This is a genomic window from Blautia sp. BIOML-A1 (genome assembly GCF_009883055.1).
Taxonomy (GTDB): Bacteria; Bacillota; Clostridia; order Lachnospirales; family Lachnospiraceae; genus Blautia_A.
In genome coordinates, this window is the sequence record NZ_WWVR01000001.1 from 206,153 (window position 1) to 231,570 (window position 25,418).

A 25,418-nucleotide genomic window follows, 5' to 3' on the forward strand; every position below is an offset into this window, starting at 1 on the left:
TTCAAAAACAAGGCATAGTTCAGTTACAGAAACTGTGCCTAAAAAAATAACTATTATGAAACATGTTTCAAGAAACAGAAAACGAAACACAAAAGGAGGACGGGAGATGAAAAGATCCATAAAGGCACTTGGCGTGTGTCTGCTTGCAGGTACAGCTGCGGTCACCGTGACCGGCTGCGGCAAGGTAAATAAGGATTATGATGTGTACTTTTTTAACCAGAAATCAGAGATTGCAGATAGTCTGAACGATCTGGCTGATGAATACGAAGCACAGACCGGTAAGAAAGTGAAAGTGTTTACAGTAGGAACAACAGAAGGTTCTGAGACTATGCGTTCCGAATTGAAATCAAAGAAATATCCGACGGTATTTTCTTCTAATGCGATTGCCTTTGAGGAATGGAAATCGGCAGGATATGCGGAAGGAGTCGATGAGATTTCCAATCCAGAACTCAAGGCCTTGTATGAGAGTGTACCGGATGCCCTGAAACTTCAGTTTGAGGGTGAAGGAAACTATGGAATCCCATACAACATCGAGGGATATGGCCTGATCGCAGATCGTCAGATGCTGGAGGATATTCTTGGAACAACAGACCTGGATGCATTTATTGCAGATTACAAAGAAGCAGACTATGAAGAATTCCAGCAGATGGTTACGGCGTTGAATGATTACATCAACGATGGCAGATCTGAGAGCTTTACTCTGAATGGCAGCAGCTACAAGACACAGTCCGATAAAACAGATCTTACCGAGAATCTGAACGGAGTCTTTTCCATCGCAGGTGCAGAGAAATGGACATACGGAAATCATTTCGGAAACTATCCGATCAGTACCGTATATGAGAATGTTTACGATGTACGTGAATCCGCCCCGGACAAAGCAGATCTGATGAAATCCTCCATCGTGAAATCCTTAGAGGAACTGGATTTCCTTTCCAATTATGCAGCAGGACCGGAAGGGGCAACAAAGAGAGGATCACAGTTCATCAATTCTACCGTGACCGGTTATGACCAGGCAGTACAGACCTTTGCAGAAAGCAAAGCAATCTTTATAAAAAACGGAAACTGGACTTACAGCAATATTGCGAATATTGCCCCAGAGGTTGCGGAACGTCTGGTCATGTTTCCGATGAAGCTGAATTTCTCTGATGATGATATTCATGTGGACGGGCTGACAGTGGATCAGATGAACCGTTCTGTTCCGGAGTTCGTATCTCAGTATTACATTGTTAACAAGAAAGCTACCGAGCAGGAAAAGAAAGATGCAGAAGATTTCCTTCTCTGGCTGAATACCTCAGAGACAGGCCTGGATTACATTGTAAATAAATTTGCATTTGTACCGTTCAATGCTGACGAGGACACAGTACTGGAGAACCCACTGTCCAACGATCTGATCACTTATAAACGTGATAACTGTATTCTGGCAAACCCGTTTGATGCAGCACCATCTTCCTGGGGGCTGGAAAGCTACGGAAAATATATCATGGAAGATTTGTTTACAAATCCGGATCCATGGTCCGAAGATAAATTAAATGATATTGCGGATGAATGTATTTCATACTGGAAATCCGGCATGGATGAATGGTAAGGAAGGGAGAGAAACATGGAGAAATATTACAAAAAATGGTTCAAGATATTGAATATTCCGGCGGCCATCCTGTTCGTTGTGGTTATTCTGGTTCCATTTATCATGGGTATGGCGTATTCCTTTACAGCATGGAGAGGTTCCTATTTCAAAGGTTCTGAGCACTGGTATGGTGCACTGGTAGGATTCAAAAACTATATCAAAGTGTTCCATTCACAGAAGTTTATCACCTCTTTTATCTATACCATTAAGTTTACGATAGTAGCTGTTGTGGCCAAAAATATCGTAAGCCTTGGAATGGCACTGATGGTAAGAAAAGTCGGTAAAGGCAAAGGATTTTTCCGTACCGTATTTTTCTTCCCGAACCTTCTGGGAGGTCTTGCAATGGGCTTTATCTGGAGTTTCATTTTCCAGAATGTATACTCCCTGATGCTGTTTGGTGAGGATTCACCGATTCATATTCCATTCCTGTGCGATATGCTCCAGGATCCAAATAAAGCAGTTTTTGCCATGGCAATCATGGCAACCTGGCAGACAGCCGGATATCTGATGCTGATCTATCTGAATGGCCTTAATAACATTCCGGAAGATCTCTATGAGGCAGCTTCCATCGACGGTGCAACTGCATGGCAGAAATTCCGTCATATCACAGTTCCGATGCTGATGCCGGCATTTACAATCGTATTTTTCCTGACACTTTCCAGCAGCTTCAAGATGCTGGACGAGAACCTTGCCCTCACCGGCGGAGACTTCGGCACGAGAATGCTTTCTCTGCAGATCCTTCTGACAACCAGAGAAAACACACCGCCAAACTACGGTATGGCACAGGCACAGGCGGTTATTTTCTTTATCCTGATCGCTGTTGTGTCCATCGTTCAGGTTATTGTTACTAAGAGAAAGGAGATTGAGGCATAATGACTGCAAACAAAAGAATAAAACAGGGCGTAATGTATGCAATTCTGATTCTTCTGAGTATTTATACGTTATTCCCAATCTACTTTTTGATCGTGAACTCATTCAAGAGTCAGAAAGAAATTGTCGGATCTCCAATCTCCGTTCCGTCTTCTTTTGATTTCTCTTATCTCAAGAATGCGGCGGCACAGATCAGACTTGGAGAATCTGTAGTAAATACACTCATCATCACGGTGGTAGCAGTAGCACTGATCGTTGTGATATCATCCCTCACTGCCTGGATGATGGTAAGAAACAAGACCAAAGCAAGCAGCTTTCTGTTCCTCTGCTTTACCGCAGCAATGCTGATTCCGTTCCAGTCCGTTATGTATCCGCTGGTAAACCTGATGGAAGCACTGGGGCTTAAGAATACCTTCGGACTGATCCTGATGTATGGCGGCTTCGGGCTGAGCATGACTGTTTTTTTGTATCACGGATTTTTTAAGAGCGTTCCACTTTCTCTGGAAGAAGCGGCGGTTATCGACGGTGCAAATATCTTCCAGCTGTTTTTCAATGTTGTATTTCCACTGGTAAAACCAATCACTGCAACGGTTGTGATCACAAATGCTATGTGGATCTGGAATGATTACCTTCTTCCATTTCTGATTATCGGAAACAATGACAGCAAGACACTGACCTTAAGCCTGTATTATGCAAAGAGTCTTTCCGGACAGTACGGAAATCCATGGGAACTCATCTTCCCGGCAGTATTAATCTGTGTCATTCCAATCCTGATCGTGTTCATTTTCCTTCAGAAAAATATCATCGAAGGAATCGCAGCAGGAGCAGTAAAGGGGTAATTTATGAAAAGAATATGGTGGAAAGAAGCAGTAGGATATCAGATCTATCCGAAAAGCTTCAAAGATACAAACGGTGATGGAATCGGAGACATAAAAGGAATTGTGGAAAAACTCCCTTATCTGAAAGAACTGGGAATTGATTTTATCTGGATCTGTCCTTTTTACCCGTCACCCATGAAAGATAATGGATATGATGTTGCTGATTATTATGGAATAGATCCATGCTTCGGAACGATGGAAGATATGGAATTTCTTCTCAAAAAAGCAGATGAATCCGGTATTCGCGTTATTGTCGACATGGTGCTGAACCACAGCTCTGACCAGCATAAATGGTTTCAGGAGGCATTGAAGGATCCAAATTCAAAGTACAGAGATTATTATATGTTTGTGCAGTCCAAAGAACGTCCTTCCAACACACGAAGCTGCTTCGGCGGTTCCGTGTGGGAGAATGTGGGAGAAGATACCTGGTATTATCACACCTTTGACAAGAGCCAGCCTGATCTCAATTGGGAGAACCCGCAGCTTCGGGAAGAAGTTTATAACATCCTAAATTTCTGGATAGAAAAAGGAGTCAGTGGATTTCGTTTTGATGCGATCACTTATATTAAAAAGGCAGATTCGTTGAAATCACATGAGCCGGATAACACAGACGGCCTGATCGGAGTAGAAAAGACAGGACAGAACCAGAAGGGTATTGATAAGTTCCTTCGTGAGATGAATCGTAAGTGCCTCAGCGATCCTGAAATCATGACGGTTGCAGAGGCTCCGGGAGTCCCTTATGAGAACCTGGCAGAGTTCATAGGCGAAGATGGATATTTTTCTATGGTATTTGACTTCAGCTATGCCGATATTGATCTCTGTGGTCCAAACTGGTATAATCAGGCACCGTGGACTTTCGGCGATCTCAAGAAACTTCTGTTCAGAAGTCAGTGCAGTGTGCAGACTCAGGGCTGGGGAGCAGTTTATCTGGAAAACCATGACCAGTCCCGCTCGCTCAATAAATATTTCCGTGAAAAAGCTGCTGCGAAAGATGATCTGCATTTAAGATTCCTTCAGGGAAGTGCCCTTGCAGCCCTGCTGATGGGACTTCGCGGAACTGTATTTATTTATCAGGGAGAAGAACTTGGTTCTGTAAATGGTACATTCAACAGTATCGAAGAATACGACGATCTGAATACCAGGGATCAGTATCAAAGAGCTTTGCGGGCAGGCTTTGATGTAGCACAGTCCCTGAAATTTGCCAATGACAGAAGCCGCGACAACAGCAGAATGCCATTCCCGTGGAATGAGGAAGAACATGGTGGATTTACTTCCGGAACACCATGGCTTAAATGCAATGATGACTATGCATCCATCTGTGCAGAGAAGCAGAGCCAGGATAAAAACTCTCTTCTGTATTATTATCGAAATCTGATTCAGGTCCGTAAGGATGAAGCCAACCGCGAATGCCTGATCTACGGTGAAGTCCGTGAGATTGAGAATGCGGTGGAGTCTGTGATCGCTTTTGAGCGTATCGCAGAAAATGGTGAAAAAATCCAGATTTGGATTAATATGTCCGATGAAATCCAGAAGGCAGATATTATAGAAGGAGAGCTCCTTTGCAATAACTACAGTGAATTCAATAGGACGTCCCTGCAGCCTTATCAGGCAGTTATGGTGCGTTGATAGAAAAACTCGTGGGAAGTTACAACAACAATTGGTCTTACCAAAAAACAAAATCACCCATTGACAAACGGAAAACGTGCGGATATAATGGGTTACAGAATAAAGAAACACGTTGAAGAGAAGAGTAAACTGTGGAAGGCTCCAGAGAGAAGTACATTTGCTGAGAGTATTTCAGCGGGAAGCAGTCGAAGACCATCTCCGAGTGGCCCTAATCCGGTCCGGTGATTCCGTTATCATCTTATAAGAGTGGCTGAGTCTGTCCGATGAGGTACAGATACAGCAAGCAGGGTGGAACCGCGAGTAGATCATTCGTCCCTTACAGTACAGAGATGTATTGTAAGGGACTTTTTTACTTTATAGAATTATTTACTCGTCCCTGTGGAAAACTTACAATTTTTATTCATTACAAAAGGAGTTCAAAGATTATGATCATCACACTGAAAGACGGATCCAAAAAAGAGTATTCCGAAGCAAAATCAGTTATCGACATCGCTTATGACATCAGCGAAGGACTGGCACGTGCAGCCTGTGCAGGAGAAGTAAACGGAGAGGTTGTAGACCTTCGTACCGTTCTCGACAGCGACTGCGAACTGAACATTCTCACAGCCAAAGACGAGAAAGGACTTGCCGTTCTTCGTCATACCGCTTCCCATGTACTTGCTCAGGCAGTACAGAACTTATATCCGGAAGCCAAGGTTGCTATCGGACCTTCTATTGATACAGGATTTTATTACGATTTTGCTCACGAGCCATTCTCCCGCGAGGACCTCGATGCAATCGAGAAAGAAATGAAGAAGATCATCAAGAAAGGTGCAAAGATTGAGCGCTTTACAAAATCCAGAGAAGATGCGATCGCATACTTCAAGGAGAAAAACGAGCCATACAAGGTAGAGCTGATCGAGGATCTTCCGGAGGGAGAAGAAATCTCCTTTTATTCACAGGGAGACTGGACAGACCTCTGTGCAGGCCCGCATTTGATGAGTGTAAAAGGCGTGAAAGCCTTCAAACTTCTTTCTTCTTCCAGCGCTTACTGGAGAGGAAGCGAAAAGAACGCCATGCTGACACGTATCTACGGAACCGCTTATGCAACAAAAGACGAGCTCAAAGAACATCTGGAGCAGATGGAAGAAGCCAAGAAACGTGACCACAACAAACTTGGCCGTGAGATGAAAATCTTCACAACAGTAGACGTGATCGGCCAGGGACTTCCGCTTATCATGCCAAACGGTGTTATCATGATGCAGGAACTGCAGAGATGGATCGAAGATGAGGAGACAAAACGTGGCTATGTAAGAACCAAGACTCCTCTGATGGCAAAGAGCGACCTCTACAAGATCTCCGGACACTGGGATCATTACAAAGACGGAATGTTCGTTCTCGGTGATGAAGAGACAGACAAAGAAGTATTTGCACTTCGTCCGATGACATGCCCGTTCCAGTACTATGTATACAAAGCAGAACAGCACAGCTACCGTGATCTGCCGCTGCGTTACGGCGAGACATCCACACTGTTCCGTAACGAGGACTCCGGTGAGATGCACGGCCTGACACGAGTTCGTCAGTTTACAATCTCTGAGGGACATCTGATCGTAAGACCAGACCAGATGGTAAAAGAATTCAAAGACTGTATCGCACTTGCACAGTACTGCCTGCAGGTACTTGGAGTTGAGGAGGATGTAACCTACCATCTGTCCAAATGGGATCCGAACAACAGAGAAAAATACATCGGTGATCCGGAAGTATGGAATGAGACAGAAGAAGATATTCGTCAGATGCTCGAAGAACTGAACATCCCATTCACAGAGGATGTCGGAGAAGCAGCTTTCTACGGACCAAAAGTCGACATCAACGCAAAGAACGTATATGGCAAAGAAGATACCATGATCACAATCCAGTGGGATGCACTTCTTGCTGAACAGTTTGATATGTACTACATCGACGAAAACGGTGACAAAAAACGTCCGTGTATCATTCATCGTACATCCATGGGATGCTATGAAAGAACACTTGCATGGCTGATCGAAAAATACGCAGGAATGTTCCCGACATGGCTGTGTCCGGAGCAGGTTCGTGTGATCCCGATCTCCGAGAAATTCAACGCTTATGCTGACAAAGTAGAAGCACAGATGAAAGAAGCAGGCATCCGCTGCTCCGTTGACAGACGTTCCGAAAAGATGGGATACAAAATCCGTGAAGCACGTCTTGAGAGAGTACCGTACATGCTCGTAGTCGGTGCAAAAGAAGAGGAAGAGGGCAAAGTTTCCGTAAGAAGCCGTTACCTTGGCGATGAGGGAATGAAAGAACTCGGAGAATTCATTGCAGCGATCAAAGAAGAAATCAAAAACAAAACAATCCGTAAGATCGAAGTCCAGGAAGAGAAAAAATAATAAAAAATCTCCTCATAACGCAAAACTTCTTTCATGCTGTCGATAAGACGCGAGAAGTTCTGCAGAACTGAGTTCCTGTTTTGACAAAATCTGCACCCTCTGTCTTATATAATGAGATCACTTACCAAAGTGAAGGATTTATATAAGTGCAGAGGGTCTTTTTTTATATATTACAGGATGCCATTTTCTTTGGGGAGGATCATATGCAGGAGATCTACATAGACGTTGTTTTTGCAGCAAATCTTTTGATGGATTATCTTCTCCTCGAGCTGGTGGCAAGATTCTTAAGATGCCGCACCAGTCACAGACGTTGTCTGGCTGCCGCCATCCTGGGGGCTTTTGGTTCCTGCCTGATCCTCTGTATCCCTTCGGAAAATACTCCGGTGCTGACAGTTGTTCTTCATGGCTTCTGTGCACTTCTGATGCTTCGGATCGGACTTAAGATCCAGAAGGAAGCGCTTCTTCTCAAAGCGTTTCTGATGTTATATCTGACCGCATTTCTGTGCGGCGGCTTCTGGGAGGCTGTTTCAAGAGAAAGAGCACTTACGCTCAGGATATTTCTGCTGTGTGTTTTTGTGGTATACACAGGCAGCAGTGCTTTTCTTTTTGCGGCAGACTCGATCCGGGCGGGCCGGAAGAATATTTATCCTGTGACACTTGGGTGTCAGGGAAGAGTACAGTCAGCTTACGGGCTTTACGACAGTGGAAACCTTCTTACAGATCCGTTGAATGGCAAACCAGTGTCGATCATTGAACCGGAGCTTCTGTATAAGCTTCTGACAAAGGAGGATGCAGAAATCCTGAGAAGCTTCCATGAGAATCCGAAGGAACTGACAAATACAGAGATCGCAGCTCTGAAACCACATTATCTGTCACTTACGACAGTAGGGAACGACCCGCAGATGCTTCTGGCAGTGATGCTTGATGACCTGTGCATCCATACTCCTGGAAATGTGATCCATATAGCAGAACCGGTTTTTGCACTGACATCGAAATCTACCGCTTTGGGGAGGGAATACAGGCTATTGTTGAATTCCAGATTATTGCGTTAGGAGGAGCATATTATGAGAAGATCAGCAGCAAGTGTGGATTATAACCCGTTTCAGCTTTTTCAGAGACTGGTACTGACAAGATCAAGAGATGTCTATTATATAGGTGGAAGTGACGTACTTCCGGCACCTTTGGATCCAAAGAGAGAGGCATATGTGATCAGTAAGCTGGAAACCGACCAGCACCAGGAGGCAAGATCCCTTCTGATCGAGCATAATCTGAGACTCGTGGTCTATATTGCGAAGAAATTTGACAATACAGGAGTCGGGGTGGAGGATCTGATCTCTATTGGGACTATAGGACTGATCAAGGCGATCAATACCTTCAATCCGGTCAAGAATATCAAGCTTGCGACCTACGCATCCAGATGTATTGAGAATGAGATCCTGATGTATCTTCGACGGAACAGCAAGACCCGGATGGAGGTATCCATTGATGAGCCGCTGAATGTGGACTGGGATGGAAACGAGCTTCTCCTTTCGGATGTTCTGGGGACAGAGGATGATGTGATATCAAGGAAGATGGAGGATGAAGTAGAGATCACCCTTCTCGGTAAGGCAATCAATAAACTTTCTCCGAGGGAGCAGATGATCATCAAGCTTCGCTTCGGACTCAATAATGCAGACGGCAAAGAAAAAACACAGAAAGAAGTTGCAGATCTTCTTGGAATTTCCCAGTCGTATATCTCCCGACTTGAAAAACGTATCATGAAACGTTTGAAGAAAGAAATCATAAAATATGAATAAGTAATTCTGGTAACTATTCAGAAGATAGAGAGGATACTGAACAGTTACGAATTCTGTTTATAAGCGGACACATCCTGGCATATATATAGAAAGAATATGCGAGAGGATGTGTCCTTTTTTGCGAAAATATAGGATGGAATTGATCATGGCATGCCTGTTGCTGATAAGCTTTTATTTTTTGTCCAGGCAGGCTGCCGCAGTATCCGTGTGGATGAATTCTGAAGAAGTCGAAAAGAAAGAAAATGTAATCGTGCTGGATCCGGGGCACGGGGGAAGTGATCCGGGAATGATCGGGATAGACGGACTGGAAGAAAAAAATATCAACCTGTCCGTGACACTTCTTCTCAAAGAAAAACTGGAAGAAAAGGGATATACAGTCGTCCTGACCAGAGAAGAAGACAAGGGACTTTATGACGAGTCTGCACAGAACAAAAAGGCACAGGATCTGCAGCGAAGAATTGCCCTGATCGATGAGACCGCTCCGGTACTGACGGTCAGCATTCATCAGAACAGCTATCATGACCCGACAGTCAAAGGCCCGCAGGTTTTTTACTATGAAACCTCACTGGAGGGAAAAGAACTGGCTGCGGTTCTCCAGGAAAGACTGAATGTGATGCTCGAGGTGGAACGGCCGCGGGAAATCAAGGGAAACACCAGCTACTATCTGCTGAAGAGGAGCAAGAGCATCCTGGTCATAGCGGAGTGCGGATTTCTCACGAATCCGGAAGAGGCAGAACTTCTGCAGACAAAAGAATATCAGGAAAAAGTAGCCGCCGCACTGGCAGAGGGAATCAATAGTTATTTACAGAAGTGGTAAAATTTTTTTGCTATTAATTTCGTATTCTGTTATACTGGATTAGAAACAATGCAGAAGATAAGAAATACAGAGGGTGTATTTATGTTAGGAATTATTTACTGTTTGCTGGCAGTACTGATCGGAAAAGAAGCAGCAGGGATGTTCTTTGCATCGGGAGACGGAAAGAACAATAAATTCTGGATACTGAGCTGTGGCGCATTCGGGACCGGAATTCTGATATTCGGATGGAGCACCTATATGATCTCCTGGGCAGCGAGTGCACTCGGAGCACAGAAACCGCTCTTTTACGGGAATGTGTTCGTGATGGCACTCTCACTTGTCTTTTTGATTTTTCTGTATACCATGAGGTATCGGAGAGACAATACCATACTGTCTGGATATGAGCGTGAACTGATCAGAGATACGAAACAGTTTCGTGTGGAAGTAATTTTCTTTGTGATCCTTGCCGTGTTTATCAGCTGGATCATGTTTTATGTATTTTACATAAAGGACGGTGTCCTTTATTCCGGCTATACTGTTTACGGAGATTACGCACCGCATACAGCGATGATCCGCTCCTTTTCGCTGGGAAATAATTTCCCGACTCAGTATCCGCATTTTGGAGGGCAGGATGTAAAATATCATTTTATGTTCCAGTTCCTGGTAGGAAATCTCGAATTCCTCGGACTGCGGCTGGATCTGGCCTATAACCTGGTCAGCATCCTGGCACTGCTGGCATTTCTCATCATGCTTTACAATCTGGCACTTCGTATTACCAGAAGCCTGACAGCCTCCGTATGTACGATCCTGTTTTTCTTTTTCAGAAGCGCACTGACATTTTTTCAGTTTGTGATCGAGCATCTTGTGGCAGGAGACCTGGCAGAAACCTTCAAAACCAATATGAGCTTTATTGGCTACACACCGAACGAAAACTGGGGACTCTGGAATTTCAATGTCTATCTGAATCAGAGACATCTGGCGTTCGGACTTCTGATCGTCGCCCTGGTGCTGTGGATGTTTTTGGACTGGGTAGAGGCCGGATGTGCACACAGGGAAAAAGGCTGGCACTGGCTTATTGGCAGAGTATTCAGCAGAGATGCCTGGAAGAGCCGGAACCTGGAGAATGCACTATTTGCCGGAATGTTGCTGGGAATGACCTCTTTCTGGAATGGGGCAGCGGTTATCGGAGGTCTTCTGATCCTGTTTGGATTTGCCGCATTTTCGGATGGAAAACTCGATTATCTGGTAACAGCGGCGGCAGCAGTTATATTTGCAGAGCTTCAGGCAAGACTGTTTATCTGGGGAAATGTCGTGGAGACCTCCTTTTACTGGGGATTCCTGGCAGAGAATAAGTCGCTGCCGGGGGTACTGTGGTACCTTCTCCAGATGAGCGGAATCTTCTTTCTTGGGGCACTGGTAATTCTGTACTTCCTGAGAGACCGAAGACAGCGGGTTATCCTCATAAGCTTTCTGTTCCCGCTGATTTTTGCATTCTGTATGTCCCTGACACCGGATATCGCAGTAAATCATAAATATATCATGATTTCCTATGCGTTTGTGGCAATGTTCTGGGGATGGGCAGTGGTTCAGCTGTTTGGCAGAGGTATCTGGCAGAAGGCGGCGGCAGTGCTGCTTGCAGTCTGTCTGACGATCACAGGAATCTATGATTTTGTGATCATTGTACGCGATAATGGACCCGGTCGAAGAGTCACCGTAAATATGAACAGTGCCCTGACGGAGTGGCTTGCAGACAACCTCACAAGTAAGGATCTGATCCTGACACCGGAGTACAGCATCAACGAGGTGACGATGGCAGGAGTCATGATGTACATGGGCTGGCCTTACTATGCATGGTCTGCCGGATATGATACCTACGGCCGGGCAGAGATTGCCAAAACGATCTACAGCTCAACCGATGAAAATACTGTGAAATCACTTGTAAAACAGGAAAAAATCACCTATATTTTATTCGAAGATGGAATGAAATTCGAAGAAACAGAATGCAGAGAAGATGTTATTGCAAAAGCATTCCATCTGGTGTACCAATCAGAGGATGGGAGAATAAGAATTTATGAAACCTCAAACAGTTAAAAAAACAATCATAAAAGTCATACCGGCAGTACTTCTTGTCGCGTTGTCTGCCTTTCTCCTTAAAGGAGATGTGTGGACATTCTGGACATGGTATCTCCTTGCCGCCGTGCTTGGATGCGTGGGTATGGCAGTTACAGGAAGACTTTTTCGAAGCTTTGAAGACAAAGGATGGATGTTTTCGAAGGTTGTTTCCATTACGATCACAGGCTTTCTGACCTGGTTTCTGGTATCTGTCAAGATTTTGAAATTTACGACAGCTGCCTGCGTGGGCATTGCACTGGTGTATGGAATCATCTGCATCCTTGCATACGAGAAACAGCGGAGAAATGGATACGAATGTCTTCCAATCGACAGACTGGATCTTGTTTATATAGAAGAAATCCTGTTTTTTGCGGCATTTCTTCTGTGGACCTATCTGGCAGGATTTCATCCGGCAGCCCATGGAACAGAGAAGTTTATGGACTATGGCTTTATGGAAGCAATGATGCGCAGCAAGACACTTCCGGCAACCGACCTCTGGTATTCTCAGGGCAAGATCAATTACTATTACGGCGGCCAGTACTTTGCAGTATTTCTGACAAAGCTTTCCGGCACACAGGTGGAGCTTACCTATAACCTGATGCGTACCTTTGTTGCAGGCTTTGCTTTTGTACTTCCGTTTTCCCTGGTGCGTCAGATGACAACAGACTTACAGGGCAGGAAAGTTACAGGCTGGAAGAAACAGCTTCCGACACTTGCAGGTTTCCTTGCAGGACTGGCGGTTTCCATTGCCGGAAATATGCATTATGTGGTCTATGCACAGATCCTCCCACTCATCCAGAAATTAAAGGGCGAGGAAGTGAGCGGATACTGGTTCCCGGATGCTACTCGTTATATCGGATTCAACCCGGATGTGCCGGACAAGACGATCCATGAATTTCCGTGCTACTCCTTCGTACTGGGAGACCTTCATGCACATGTGGTAAACATCATGTTTGTCCTTCTGCTTCTGGGACTTCTGTATGCATGGACAAAGAAGGTGCGGAACACAACACCGTCTGTGGAGAAACTGGGACGTCGGAAATTCTGGATGAAACAGCTTCTGATGCCGCAGATCCTGGCGGCAGCAATGCTCCTTGGAATGTTCCACTGGACAAACTACTGGGATTTTGTCATCTACTATGTCGTGACCGGCGGAACAGTATTGTTTATGAACATCATCTGTCTGAAAGGCGATATCAGACGGATCCTTGCAGTAACGATAGCACAGGCAATAGAAATCTTTGCCATCGCAACGGTGATCATTCTGCCGTTCACCCTGCAGTTCACAACCATGGTACAGGGCGTAAGACTGGCACAGAACCATTCCCTGCCACATCAGCTTCTGATCCTGTGGGGACTTCCGACGATCCTGACACTTGTGTTTGTGATCTCGCTTATTATCGAGAAACTGAAAAAACTGGAGCACAAATCCCTCTACCGCCTGATGAAGGCAGTCCGCACACCGGATCTGTTTGCGGTGATCATGGGACTGTGTGCGATCGGACTGGTTGTAATCCCGGAGCTGGTATATGTCCGCGATATCTATGAGAATGGAAATGCCCGTGCCAATACCATGTTCAAGCTGACCTATCAGGCTTATATCATGTTTGGAATGACGATGGCATATGTGATCTTCCGGCTGTTATTCATAAACTGCAAAAAAATCCTCAAGGCAGTCGGGGTGATCGGACTTGTACTTCTTCTGTGGACCTGTGGATACTTTGGACGAAGCGTGGATTCCTGGTTTGGACAGGTTCTGGATCCGTCCCAGTACAAAGGTTTGAATGCAACGGCATTTCTGGAAACAGATTTCGTGGAAGATGCCGGTGCGATCCGATGGCTGAAAGAAAACATTCAGGATTCCCCTGTGGTTCTGGAGGCAAACGGCGACAGCTACTCCAACTATGAACGAGTTTCCGCAATGACCGGACTTTCTACCGTGATGGGCTGGTATGTACACGAATGGCTGTGGAGAAATGATGTGGCCGATCTGAATGAGAAATCTGCCGAGATCGAGAGCATTTATACCTCTACGGATACCCAGAGAGTCCAGGAACTGATCAAGAAATATGACATTTCCTATATCTTTGTAGGTTCCTGCGAAAGAGAAAAATACGGTGAAAACCTCAACAATGCAGGACTGGAGAGCCTTGGCGAAATTGTATACCAGGATCCGAATTATGAAACCTATATTGTAAAAATCGAGAAGTAAAATATAAAAGCAGGTGCTGTTTTTCTGTGACGAACAGAAAAAGGTACCTGCTTTTTGTAGAAAATAAAAGATAAATTCACACAAAAAAACTTCGTGAAGTATGTAACTTTGCGAAGTTTTTGTCTTTTTTTCAAAGATCATCTTATTTTAACATACACAAATTCATGTGTAAAGGTACAGAAATGACTTAAAGTCAGTCGTTTTGATACACTTCTTGGCAATTCTGCCCAAATTTTTTTGCATTTTTTAGCAAAAACTTTTTTCAGAGTTCGTTTTTATTTCGCAAAGTTACATACTTCATGAAAAATCAGCAGAGGTACCTGCATGGAAAAAACTTCCTGTTATTCAATCACAGTAAAGAAATTTAATGTTTTCTGCAGACATACAGACTGGCTCAGACAGACGCAGGAACTTTATAACGAAATTTTAGGCTTTTATTATGAATTGTATCTGGATACGTTTATCGACAGTACTCCGGGAGCAATGGAAGCACTTCGTACACTGGAAAAGATGACGATCATAGGAAGAGATAAACAGCCTGTACCAAATCCCCTTCCATGGACAAAAGTTCCGCTGTATTTTCGCAGGGCAGCAATCAATGCCGCAATTGCAGCAGCCAGAAGCTACCGTACAAGAGAAGCACAGAACAGACGGACGCAGCAGTTTACAGAGTCCGTAACCTTCTATAAAGGAATGTACAGGGATTTCAACAATAAGGAAATCACCCTGAAGATCTGGAATGGAACAGCCTGGAAATGGACAAGGCTTCGCCTGCATGGGAATTCCATACCGGAAAAAGGAGTTATGATGTCGCCCTCTCTGGTTCTTAAGAGAAATCAGACAGAGATGCATATTCCATGGAAAACTCCGGTCGAAGACGGAAGAACCGCCAAAGAACGGATGAACGCAAAAGAAAAAATCTGTGCAGTAGTTTTTTGCAATCAGGATGCCTGCACAGTCTGCTGCATTTTGGATTCGGAAGGAAACAGCGAAGGAACTCGCTTCATCAGAGGCGGTGCAGAATACAGCCATCGCTGTAAAACAGTTGAAGCAAAACTAAAAAAATCTCAGGTGTCCGGAGGTGCCGGAAATAATCCCCGCGCCAATGCAAGGTACTGGGAAAAACTAAGAAATCTCAACGATTTTTATTCTCACAGCATAAGTAGACAAGTTATAGAATACTGCAAAAATAACAATGCCAAAATCATCGTCCTGCCGGAGTTTGACAGAGATTACAGCAAAATTATCATGACAAAGGCAGGAAACCATTCACCGATTCATCTAAGCACTGCGATTCGCGAGAAGATCAAATACAAAGCGTGGCAGGAGGGAATCGTGGTGGTCGAACTGCAGCAGCATGAGATCAGCTCCGTCTGCAGTATCTGTGGAGAAAAAATCAAAAACAAAGAAAACGAATTCTTCTGTCCAAATGGACACAGAGGAAACCGTTATCTGAATACAGCTCGAAATCTTGGAAAGAAATGCCTGAAAGGATTTGAGCAAAACAAAGAGAAGACAGTCTCAAAGACTCCAGGTTCCTGTGTGTAAAACAGAAAATCCGGAGATATTTGTCTGTATAAAATGTATGCAAAGAACCCTTCCAGTCGGATGCGTTCTGCATATAGAGTGTGTGAGAAATCACAGAGAAAGTGATATCTACAGGATATTGCTTTCGGGCAGAACACCGCCCGCCGGAGTCCACGGGGAATCCGGGAAGTCCGCCGTCTGTCAGATGGTGAAAGTGTTCGAAGTTATATAAAAAAAGACTTGAAACAACAATGAGGAGAAAATCCTGCTGTTCATCAAAGAAACACAGGAAAATTACCAGAAGATATGAAGAAGAAACATAGCAGAGAAAATTTACGGATTGCTATGCTGGGACATAAAAGAATCCCATCTAGAGAAGGCGGGATTGAAATTGTTGTGGAAGAGTTGGCAACCAGAATGGCGAAGAAATCCCATTCTGTAACCTGTTATAACCGAAAAGGACACAACGTAGCCGGAAGCGAATTCGACGGTACAAAACTTAAGACATACAAAGGCGTCACTTTACAGGAAGTCTTTACAATAGATAAACGCGGGCTTGCTGCCATGACAGCATCCGTATCCGCAAGCCTTCGGGCAGCTCTTGGAAACTATGACGTTGTACATATCCATGCAGAAGGCCCGGCCTTTATGTGCTGGCTCCCGAAACTGTTTGGAAAGAAAGTGATCGTCACCGTGCATGGTCTCGATCATCAGAGAGCCAAGTGGGGAAAATTTGCAAGCTGGTATATCAGAAGCGGAGAAAAAAATGCTGTCCGCTTTGCCGATGAGATCATCGTACTCAGCAAAGGCGTTCAGGATTATTTTCAAAATACATATGGAAGGACCACCCGGTTTATTCCAAACGGTGTAAATAAAGCAAAACCACGGAAAGCCCGCCAGATCACCGAGAAATGGGGACTCACCAAGGACAGTTACATTCTTTACTTAGGAAGAATCGTCCCGGAAAAAGGTGAGCGCTATTTAATAGAAGCATTTAAACAGACGAAGACAGATAAGAAACTCGTCATCGCCGGAGGAAGCTCCGACACACAGGCATTCATGGATGAATTGAAGAGTCTGGCAAAAGACGATGACAGGATTATTTTTACCGGCTTTGTTCAGGGAGAGATATTAGAAGAGCTATACAGCAATCCATATATCTACACACTTCCGTCCGACCTTGAAGGCATGCCGTTAAGCCTCCTGGAAGCGATGAGTTACGGAAACTGCTGCCTGACATCCGACATACCGGAATGCGCAGAGGTGGTAGAAGACAAGGCACTACTGTTCAGAAAATCGGATGTCAGTGATCTGAAAGCAAAATTACAGAACGCCTGCGACCATCCGGAAATGGTAGAAACCTATAAAGCACAGGCCGAGGAATTTATCTGCAGAAAATATAACTGGGATGATGTGGTAGAGAAGACATTGAAACTGTATCAGAGATGAGGAAGTGGCTGAAGGAATGAGAGAAGAATGAAAATTTTGATGATAAATAATCTCCTCTAACCGAACGCAGGTGGTGAGATGTACATAGTGAAAATGCCGGAAAAATAGCGTATTTACGGCACTTTTTGAGAGATAGGTAGAGCTGCGAGAGCGGTTTTTATTTCGCTACCCAGGTTCAGAAACAGCAGATGATTTTATCATAAGGACTTTCAGTATCACTACCTGCGTTTGTATGGAGCACTCTGGTTTATGAATAACACATTGGAAGTGCTTCATCTGAACAGAGGTAGTGAAATAGAACATAGAATAAGGAGAAATACAACGTGAGGACGCTGATTTTGAATAAATTTCTGCACCGAAACGGCGGCAGCGAGACGTATATATTCAAATTGGGTGAGGCACTGGAGCAGCATGGACACGAGGTTCAGTACTTCGGTATGGAACACGAAGGCCGCTGCGTGGGCAACCGTGTCAATGCTTATACATCTGATATGGACTTCCACGGCGGCAGCAAACTGAGCAAGCTGACCTACCCGATCAAGACCATCTACAGCAAGGAAGCAAGAGTACAGCTGAGAAAAGTTCTGGACGACTTCAAGCCGGATGTCTGTCATCTGAACAATTTTAACTACCAGCTGACACCTTCCATCATCCTGGAAATCGTGAAGTGGCGCAAGGAGACCGGAAGAGATTGTAAGATCATCTTCACGGCACATGACTACCAGCTGGTCTGCCCGAACCACATGCTGAACAATCCGAACACCCACCAGAACTGTGAGAAGTGCCTCGGCGGCCATTTCGTGAACTGCATGAAAGGCAAGTGCATCCACGGTTCCACGGCAAAATCTGCCATCGGCATGATGGAGGCTGAGTTCTGGAAGTGGAAAGGTACCTATAAGTACATTGACACCATGATCTGTTGCTCCGAGTTCATGAAGAGCAAGATGGACAGCAACCTGCTGTTTGCGACAAAGACTGTGGCAATGCATAACTTCATCGACAAGGTGGAGTGGAAAGAGACTCCGAAGAAGGATTACGTCCTCTACTTCGGCCGCTTCTCTGAGGAGAAGGGCATCGGCACACTCATCAAGGTCTGTAAGGAGCTGCCGGATGTGCAGTTCATCTTCGCCGGCACTGGTCCGTTGGAAGAGACAGTAAATGGTATTAAGAACATCAAGAACGTTGGCTTCCAGAAAGGCGAGGCACTGGAAAAGCTGATCCGTGAGGCACGGTTCTCCATTTACCCGTCTGAGTGGTATGAGAACTGCCCGTTCTCCGTAATGGAATCCCAGATGTATGGCACACCGGTGCTGGGAGCGAACATCGGCGGCATCCCGGAACTGATTCAGGTTGGTAAGACCGGCGAGTTGTTTGAGAGCGGTAATGCCGAAGATCTGAAGAAGAAGATCGAGAAGCTCTGGGGTGATAAGAAGCTGTGTGCGGAGTACAGTGCGAACTGTAAGAACATCAGCTTCGATACCATCGATGAGTATTACGAGAAAATTATGAAGGTTTATAGATAAAAAGAGAGATAGAGGTATTAGAAAAATGGCTAACAATAACGAAAAGAAACTGAATGGTACGGTTATCGTCACTTACCGCTGCAATGCTCGTTGCTCCATGTGCAACCGTTATAAGGCACCTTCCAAGCCGGAAGAGGAGATCAGCATCGAAACCATCAAGAAACTGCCGAAGATGTACTTCACCAACATCACCGGCGGCGAGCCGTTCATCCGTACCGACCTGAAGGACATCGTGCGTGAACTGTACAAGAAGTCTGACCGTATCGTTATTTCCACGAACGGTTTCTTCACAGATCGTATCGTTGACCTGTGCAAGGAGTTCCCGCAGATCGGTATTCGAATCTCTATCGAGGGTCTGGAGCAGACCAACAATGAGATCCGTGGTCTGCAGAACGGCTACCAGCGTGGTTACGGCACACTGAAAAAACTGCGTGAGATGGGTATGAAGGACGTTGGCTTCGGTATGACCGTTCAGGACAAGAATGCTCCTGACCTGGTTCCGCTGTACAAGATTTCCAACGAGATGGGCATGGAGTTTGCAACCGCTTCCCTGCACAACAGCTTCTATTTCGTTGAGGCCAAGAACATCATCCACGACCGTCCGATGGTCGCAAAGAACTTTGAAAATCTGGTCAACGAACTGCTCCGTAGCAACAGCCCGAAGAAGTGGTTCCGTGCATACTTTAATCACGGTCTGATCAACTACATCTACGGCCAGAAGCGTCTGCTGCCTTGCGACATGAGTTTCGATACCTTCTTCATCGATCCGTATGGCGATGTTATGCCTTGCAATGGCACCAAGGACAAAGAGGTCATGGGCAACCTGAACAACCAGACTTGGGACGAGCTGTGGAACAGCCCGGAAGCAGAGAAAGTTCGTGCAAAGGTTCGTTGCTGCGACCGTGACTGCTGGATGATCGGCAGCGTAAGTCCTGCGATGCACAAGTACATCTGGAAGCCCGCTACTTGGGTTCTGGTTCACAAGTTCAAGGCTCTGTTCACCAAACATCCGTACAGCATGTATGAGCTGAAGATTTGCCGTGACTACCGTGATGGCAAGGTCACCAAAGAGGATCTGGATAAGTGCAGCACCTGCGATATGAACTGTGTGATTAACAACGGTCTGAGTGAGGCGAGTAAAGAGCAGCTGAAGCATAAGACCGGCGAGGAAATTGTGGATGCCGATATCGCACAGCAGATGGAGACAAAGTAATGAGTGAAAAGACAGCGGTAAGAACAAGAGAAAAATGGGTCGATGATGTAAAAGTCATTGCCTGTATATTGGTTGTACTGGGCCATTTCTTCCAAAGTATGACAAAGGCAAGTATTCTGCCTGAAAATGATTTGTATGAGTGGTTTGAAACGACGATTTACTACTTTCATGTGCCGCTGTTCTTTATTTGTAGCGGATATTTGTATCAGAAGTACAGCAAGGTAAACGGTGTTAGTAGCTGGTGCAAGAATGTGGCGAAAAAGGCGTTAGCACTCGGCGTACCCTATGTGACTTTTACGACTGCTACATGGGTGCTGAAGAAATTGTTTTCAGGTAGCATAAATGGGAGAGTTGGTGGGTTTATTGATACTTTAATTTTCGAACCCGCGGCCCCGTACTGGTATTTGTACGCATTGTTCTTCATCTTTCTTGTTACACCGACTTTTAACAGTGTGAAAGCAGCCGCAGTTGGATTGGTAGTTGCATTAGCTGCAAAAGGTCTAATTTTAACTGGGGGGGGTACGGCGTTTACGCAGTATCAACAGTTCTCTCAAACGAAATTTGGTTTGTGCTCGGTATGAGCATTTGTGTATTTAATGTGCAGCTGAAGGGCAGAAAAGTGCAAGGAATGATATGCGGATTGTTGTTTATGATTTTGAGTGTGGTGGTGTATAAGGCGGAAATTAGTGGTGGCGTGATTCCTTTCACAATGGGATTATTGGCTTGCGTAGCGGTCATCTTGATGGTAGCGGGAGTTGAAAGAAGATTTGGCAGAGGCATGGATATTCTTGCAAAATACACAATGCCGATTTTTCTGATGCATACGTTGTTTGCGGCACCAATGAGATCAGTCTTACTGAAGTTGGATATCGGAAGTTCTGTGATTCATGTGGTGCTGGGACTAGGAATTAGCTTTTTAGGTCCAATCATTGCAGCTTGGATTATGAAGAAAACGAAGTGGTTAGAGTTCTTCCTGTATCCGAATAAATTTATGAAGATAAGAAATTGAGGAGTAAAAATATGAGCACAGTAACTTTAGATAAAAAAACAATTTTAGTCACAGGCGCGGCGGGCTTTATAGGATCTAACCTTGTGAAACGAATCTATCAGGAAGCTCCTTCTGCGATGGTAATCGGCATCGATAACATGAATGCCTACTATGATGTGGCACTGAAAGAGTTCCGCCTGAATGAGCTGGCCAAGTATCCCACATTTACTTTTGTAAAAGGCAATATCGCCGATAAGGAACTGATCACTGAGCTGTTTGAGAAGTACAAGCCGTCTGTGGTTGTTAATCTTGCGGCACAGGCTGGTGTGCGCTACTCCATCACCAACCCGGATGCTTATGTGGAATCTAACTTGGTCGGCTTTTTCAATATCCTCGAAGCTTGCCGCCATTGCGAGAGTCTGGAGCATTTGGTGTATGCTTCTTCTTCCTCTGTCTACGGTTCCAACAAGAAGGTTCCGTACAGTACGGATGATAAAGTTGATAATCCGGTTTCCCTTTATGCAGCCACCAAGAAATCTAATGAGTTGATGGCTCATGCCTATTCGAAGCTCTATAATATTCCGTCCACTGGCCTACGTTTCTTCACCGTGTATGGTCCGGCAGGCCGTCCCGATATGGCTTACTTTGGGTTCACCAACAAACTGGTGAAGGGTGAAACCATCAAGATCTTCAATTATGGCAACTGTAAGCGTGACTTTACTTATGTAGATGACATTGTCGAGGGCGTAGTTCGTGTTATGAAGAAGGCTCCGGACAAGAAGAATGGTGAGGATGGTCTGCCGATTCCGCCGTATGCCGTTTACAATATTGGCAATCAGAATCCGGAAAACTTGCTGGATTTCGTGCAGATTCTGAGTGAAGAACTGGTTCGTGCAAAGGTGCTACCGGAAGATTATGACTTCGAGGCACACAAGGAACTGGTTCCGATGCAGCCTGGTGATGTGCCTGTGACCTATGCAGATACCAGCGCACTGGAGCGTGACTTTGGATACAAGCCGAGTACAAGTCTGCGGGCTGGTCTGAGGAAGTTCGCTGAGTGGTACGCTGAGTTTTATAAATAAAAGAATTAGAGGGATAGAGAAATGAGAGAGTTTAAAGATTTAAAAATTGCTGTGGCTGGTACTGGTTACGTAGGTCTTTCTATTGCTACGCTGTTATCTCAGCACCACGAGGTGACTGCTGTGGATATCATCCCTGAGAAAGTGGAACTGATTAATAACAAGAAGTCTCCTATTCAGGACGAATATATCGAAAAGTATCTGGCAGAAAAAGAGCTGGATCTGACGGCGACTTTGGATGCTAAGGAAGCATATAGTGATGCTGATTTTGTAGTTATCGCTGCACCGACAAACTACGACAGCAAGAAAAATTTCTTTGACACCAGTGCAGTTGAAGCTGTAATCAAACTGGTCATTGAATACAATCCGGAAGCCATTATGGTTATCAAGAGCACTATTCCGGTTGGTTATACAGCAAGTGTTCGTGAGAAGTTCCACTGCGACAACATCATCTTTAGTCCGGAGTTCCTGCGCGAGAGCAAAGCTCTATACGATAACCTTTATCCTTCTCGTATCATCGTCGGCACCGATGTTGATAATGCTCGACTGGTAAAGGCTGCACACACTTTTGCAGAACTCCTGCAGGAAGGTGCTATTAAGGAGAATATCGATACTTTGTTCATGGGCTTTACTGAGGCAGAGGCGGTTAAGCTGTTTGCCAACACCTATCTGGCACTGCGTGTCAGCTACTTCAACGAACTGGATACCTATGCTGAGATGAAGGGGCTGAACACTCAGCAGATCATCAACGGTGTTTGCCTGGATCCTCGTATTGGTACTCATTATAACAATCCGTCCTTTGGCTACGGTGGATACTGCCTGCCGAAAGACACCAAGCAGCTGCTGGCGAACTACGCCGATGTACCGGAAAACCTGATTGAAGCTATCGTCGAGAGCAATAGAACCCGTAAAGACTTCATCGCCGACCGTGTGCTTGAGATTGCTGGGGCCTATGAAGCAAACGACAGCTGGGATGAGAGCAAGGAAAAAGAAGTTGTTGTTGGTGTATACCGACTGACCATGAAGAGCAACAGTGATAACTTCCGCCAGAGTTCCATTCAGGGGGTCATGAAGCGCATCAAGGCTAAGGGTGCAACTGTGATCATCTATGAGCCGACGCTGAAAGATGGCGAGAAGTTCTTCGGATCAGTAGTGGTTAATGATTTGGACGAGTTCAAGAAAAAGAGTCAGGCCATCATAGCGAACCGCTATGACAAGTGCTTGGATGATGTGAAGGATAAGGTTTACACTAGAGATATTTTTCAGAGAGATTGAGAAAAAATATGAAAAAGATATGTATATGTTCTGTATATATGGGAAAATTGCCAAATACAATAGATTTTTGGATTAATTCAATTAGGAATAATTCAAGTATTGATTTTGTTCTATTTACGGATGAGAGCGCTAAAAATATACGGGGGGGGGGCAAACAATCTGAAGATTGTTTATATGACCCTAGACAACATACGAGAACGAATTCAGCAGCTGTTTGATTTTCCTATTGTGCTAGATGCTCCGTATAAGTTATGTGATTATAAACCGGTGTATGGGAATGCGTTTAAAGATTATTTTGAAGGTTATGATTTTTGGGGATATGCAGATTTAGACTTAGTATTCGGAGACTTAAGATACTTTCTAACAGAAGATATTTTGAATAAATATGATAAAATATATAATCAAGGGCATTTATCTCTGTACCGAAATTGTAAATCAATGAATGATTTGTATTTGAGAGTTTTACCACAAGGAAAGGCATTTGATTATCGTTTTGTTTTTAGAACAAAGCACCCATGTTTTTTTGATGAACATTGCGGAATTGAGCGGATTATTAAGTACGATAAAGAAAAAATGTATATATGGCCGATGGGAATCCAAAAAGGTGTTTTAGCGGATATACCACCTTTCACATACGATTTTACTTTTTGTTATGATAATAAAAAACTGGATGATATATTCTTTGAGTATGATAAAGGAAAACTTTATTTGTGCTCAGGTACTAATAGAATTCCAACTGTATATGCTCATTTTGCAAAGCGAAAATTTTCGATTTGTACAGATGATGTAAATCACTTTAAGATCTTTCCGAATCAATATGCAAATTATACTGACAAATATCCGGCGATAAGTTTTGAAGAAAAGAAAAAATATGAAAAGTGGTTTAGTGGGAATTTCCGAAAGATGAAGGTTAAGAGAGCATTTCGATTAGGTATTATAAAATATTTGGAAAAAGTAATTAGAAAAAGGAAATTCTTACCACTGTAATGCTACTTATTCAATTTGTGGAGGAATTATGAAAATAAGAAATATTGCAATGTTTGATAGCAATAAAGAAGAAGCAGAAGATTTTATAAAGGGACTTGAACAGTCAACGGGTTTGTCATGGAAAGCTTTGGTCTATACGGCGAATAAAGGACGAAAGAACAAGCTCGGAAACGCAGTAAGATATTTTAAATATTTTGCATTTCCTTTTACAGTGTTTCTTCATCGTAAAGAATATGACAATGTAATAGGGTGGCAGGCATTTTATGGACTACTATATGCATTTTATTGCAGATTATTCCATGTAAAAAAGGTAAATACTCTTTTAATAAAGAATTTTACATATAAACCCAAAAAAGGAATCGTGGGAAAAATATATTTCCATTTCATGAATTATATTGTGAAAAGTAAATATGTTGATGTATTTGTTTGTACGTCACAAACATTTTGTGACTACTGCGCAAAGGTGTTTGATGAACCTTTGGATAGATTTGTATTTTTACCATTTGGAGTTAATGATTTTACTAAAAGAGTGGATATGACTCGGCCAGCATCAAACGATTATATACTATCGTTAGGGCGTAGTAATAGAGATTGGGATTTTCTTATTAATAGCATGTCAGAAACAGAATATCCAGTTCGAATTGTGTGCGATGAGCTGCATAAGGATAATTTGCCAAAGAATATCAAGGTATATAATGATGTTTGGGGAAATGAGTCGTTTGAGTTTATTAAAAACTGTAAATTTATGATTATTCCAATAATGGACGGTAAAATCGGATCTGGTGAAACAGTTTTGCTCCAAACAATGTCCTTCTCGAAACCGATAATAATAACTAAACCGAGTTGCCTTGCAGATGATTATGTTTCGGATGGAGAAACCGGTCTGATCGTTGCAAAAGATAAGGATGAACTGATTTCCGCTGTTAATAGATTGTGGAATGACTCTGAGCTTTATGATAAAATTGCGCATAATTGTAGAAAGCAGTATGAAGAAAAACATTCCTTGTTGAGTTATGGTAAATATGTTGGAAATACCTTGATTTCCAAGGGCTGTCTCAAAAAATAAGGAGAGAGTA

Annotated in this window: 21 protein-coding genes; all 21 read left to right on the forward strand. The window is 44.0% G+C overall.

Features of this window, described 5'->3' with window-relative positions:
• Positions 1-106: 106 nt before the first annotated feature.
• Complete coding sequence (locus GT674_RS01005; RefSeq protein ID WP_161283950.1) at positions 107-1,585, forward strand: ABC transporter substrate-binding protein; 1,479 nt, start codon at positions 107-109, stop codon at positions 1,583-1,585.
• Positions 1,586-1,600: 15 nt separating this feature from the next.
• On the forward strand, positions 1,601-2,497 hold the full coding sequence (locus GT674_RS01010) for a carbohydrate ABC transporter permease (RefSeq protein WP_161283951.1): 897 nt from the start codon (positions 1,601-1,603) through the stop codon (positions 2,495-2,497).
• Entirely contained in the window at positions 2,497-3,333 is an 837-nt protein-coding gene (locus GT674_RS01015) for a carbohydrate ABC transporter permease (protein WP_161283952.1), read from the forward strand. Before GT674_RS01010 ends, GT674_RS01015 begins: the two co-directional genes overlap by 1 nt.
• 3 nt (positions 3,334-3,336) lie before the next feature.
• The gene (locus GT674_RS01020) at positions 3,337-4,998 is read left to right on the forward strand and encodes an alpha-glucosidase (protein WP_161283953.1); all 1,662 of its coding nucleotides are present in this window, start codon (positions 3,337-3,339) and stop codon (positions 4,996-4,998) included.
• A 425-nt stretch (positions 4,999-5,423) separates the two neighbouring features.
• Positions 5,424-7,385, forward strand: coding sequence for a threonine--tRNA ligase (gene thrS, locus GT674_RS01025; RefSeq protein WP_161283954.1), 1,962 nt, complete (start codon positions 5,424-5,426; stop codon positions 7,383-7,385).
• Between the two features lie 203 nt (positions 7,386-7,588).
• A complete protein-coding gene (locus GT674_RS01030) occupies positions 7,589-8,437 on the forward strand; it encodes a sigma-E processing peptidase SpoIIGA (RefSeq protein ID WP_161283955.1) in 849 nt (282 codons plus the stop codon).
• Positions 8,438-8,449: 12 nt separating this feature from the next.
• Positions 8,450-9,181, forward strand: coding sequence for an RNA polymerase sporulation sigma factor SigE (gene sigE, locus GT674_RS01035; RefSeq protein ID WP_161283956.1), 732 nt, complete (start codon positions 8,450-8,452; stop codon positions 9,179-9,181).
• Positions 9,182-9,299: 118 nt separating this feature from the next.
• Positions 9,300-9,998, forward strand: a complete 699-nt coding sequence (locus GT674_RS01040; protein WP_243149008.1) for an N-acetylmuramoyl-L-alanine amidase — start codon at positions 9,300-9,302, stop codon at positions 9,996-9,998.
• An 81-nt stretch (positions 9,999-10,079) separates the two neighbouring features.
• Positions 10,080-12,068: a hypothetical protein gene (locus GT674_RS01045; RefSeq protein ID WP_161283957.1), complete on the forward strand. Its 1,989-nt coding sequence runs from the start codon at positions 10,080-10,082 to the stop codon at positions 12,066-12,068.
• Positions 12,049-14,301, forward strand: a complete 2,253-nt coding sequence (locus GT674_RS01050; RefSeq protein WP_161283958.1) for a DUF2298 domain-containing protein — start codon at positions 12,049-12,051, stop codon at positions 14,299-14,301. Before GT674_RS01045 ends, GT674_RS01050 begins: the two co-directional genes overlap by 20 nt.
• A gap of 324 nt (positions 14,302-14,625) precedes the next feature.
• Positions 14,626-15,849 carry a zinc ribbon domain-containing protein gene (locus tag GT674_RS01055; RefSeq protein ID WP_161283959.1) on the forward strand — a complete coding sequence of 408 codons (1,224 nt, stop codon included), beginning with the start codon at positions 14,626-14,628 and terminating at the stop codon, positions 15,847-15,849.
• A gap of 285 nt (positions 15,850-16,134) precedes the next feature.
• A complete protein-coding gene (locus tag GT674_RS01060) occupies positions 16,135-17,277 on the forward strand; it encodes a glycosyltransferase family 4 protein (RefSeq protein WP_243149009.1) in 1,143 nt (380 codons plus the stop codon).
• A 323-nt stretch (positions 17,278-17,600) separates the two neighbouring features.
• Positions 17,601-18,800, forward strand: a complete 1,200-nt coding sequence (locus GT674_RS01065; protein ID WP_161283960.1) for a glycosyltransferase — start codon at positions 17,601-17,603, stop codon at positions 18,798-18,800.
• A gap of 25 nt (positions 18,801-18,825) precedes the next feature.
• Positions 18,826-20,013 (forward strand): radical SAM protein, encoded by a 1,188-nt coding sequence (locus GT674_RS01070; RefSeq protein ID WP_055247114.1) that lies wholly within the window; start codon positions 18,826-18,828, stop codon positions 20,011-20,013.
• Positions 20,013-20,594 carry an acyltransferase family protein gene (locus GT674_RS01075; protein WP_161283961.1) on the forward strand — a complete coding sequence of 194 codons (582 nt, stop codon included), beginning with the start codon at positions 20,013-20,015 and terminating at the stop codon, positions 20,592-20,594. The genes GT674_RS01070 and GT674_RS01075 overlap by 1 nt, the downstream gene beginning before the upstream one ends.
• A 47-nt stretch (positions 20,595-20,641) precedes the next feature.
• Positions 20,642-21,022 carry a hypothetical protein gene (locus tag GT674_RS01080; RefSeq protein ID WP_161284101.1) on the forward strand — a complete coding sequence of 127 codons (381 nt, stop codon included), beginning with the start codon at positions 20,642-20,644 and terminating at the stop codon, positions 21,020-21,022.
• 11 nt (positions 21,023-21,033) lie between these two features.
• Positions 21,034-22,083: an NAD-dependent epimerase/dehydratase family protein gene (locus GT674_RS01085; RefSeq protein WP_161283962.1), complete on the forward strand. Its 1,050-nt coding sequence runs from the start codon at positions 21,034-21,036 to the stop codon at positions 22,081-22,083.
• 21 nt (positions 22,084-22,104) lie between these two features.
• Complete coding sequence (locus GT674_RS01090) at positions 22,105-23,355, forward strand: nucleotide sugar dehydrogenase (RefSeq protein WP_161283963.1); 1,251 nt, start codon at positions 22,105-22,107, stop codon at positions 23,353-23,355.
• A gap of 8 nt (positions 23,356-23,363) precedes the next feature.
• Positions 23,364-23,573 (forward strand): DUF6625 family protein, encoded by a 210-nt coding sequence (locus GT674_RS18195; protein WP_373091300.1) that lies wholly within the window; start codon positions 23,364-23,366, stop codon positions 23,571-23,573.
• Positions 23,476-24,342: a DUF6625 family protein gene (locus GT674_RS01095; RefSeq protein ID WP_330585431.1), complete on the forward strand. Its 867-nt coding sequence runs from the start codon at positions 23,476-23,478 to the stop codon at positions 24,340-24,342. The genes GT674_RS18195 and GT674_RS01095 overlap by 98 nt, the downstream gene beginning before the upstream one ends.
• A gap of 28 nt (positions 24,343-24,370) precedes the next feature.
• Positions 24,371-25,408, forward strand: coding sequence for a glycosyltransferase (locus GT674_RS01100; protein ID WP_161283965.1), 1,038 nt, complete (start codon positions 24,371-24,373; stop codon positions 25,406-25,408).
• Positions 25,409-25,418: the final 10 nt, after the last annotated feature.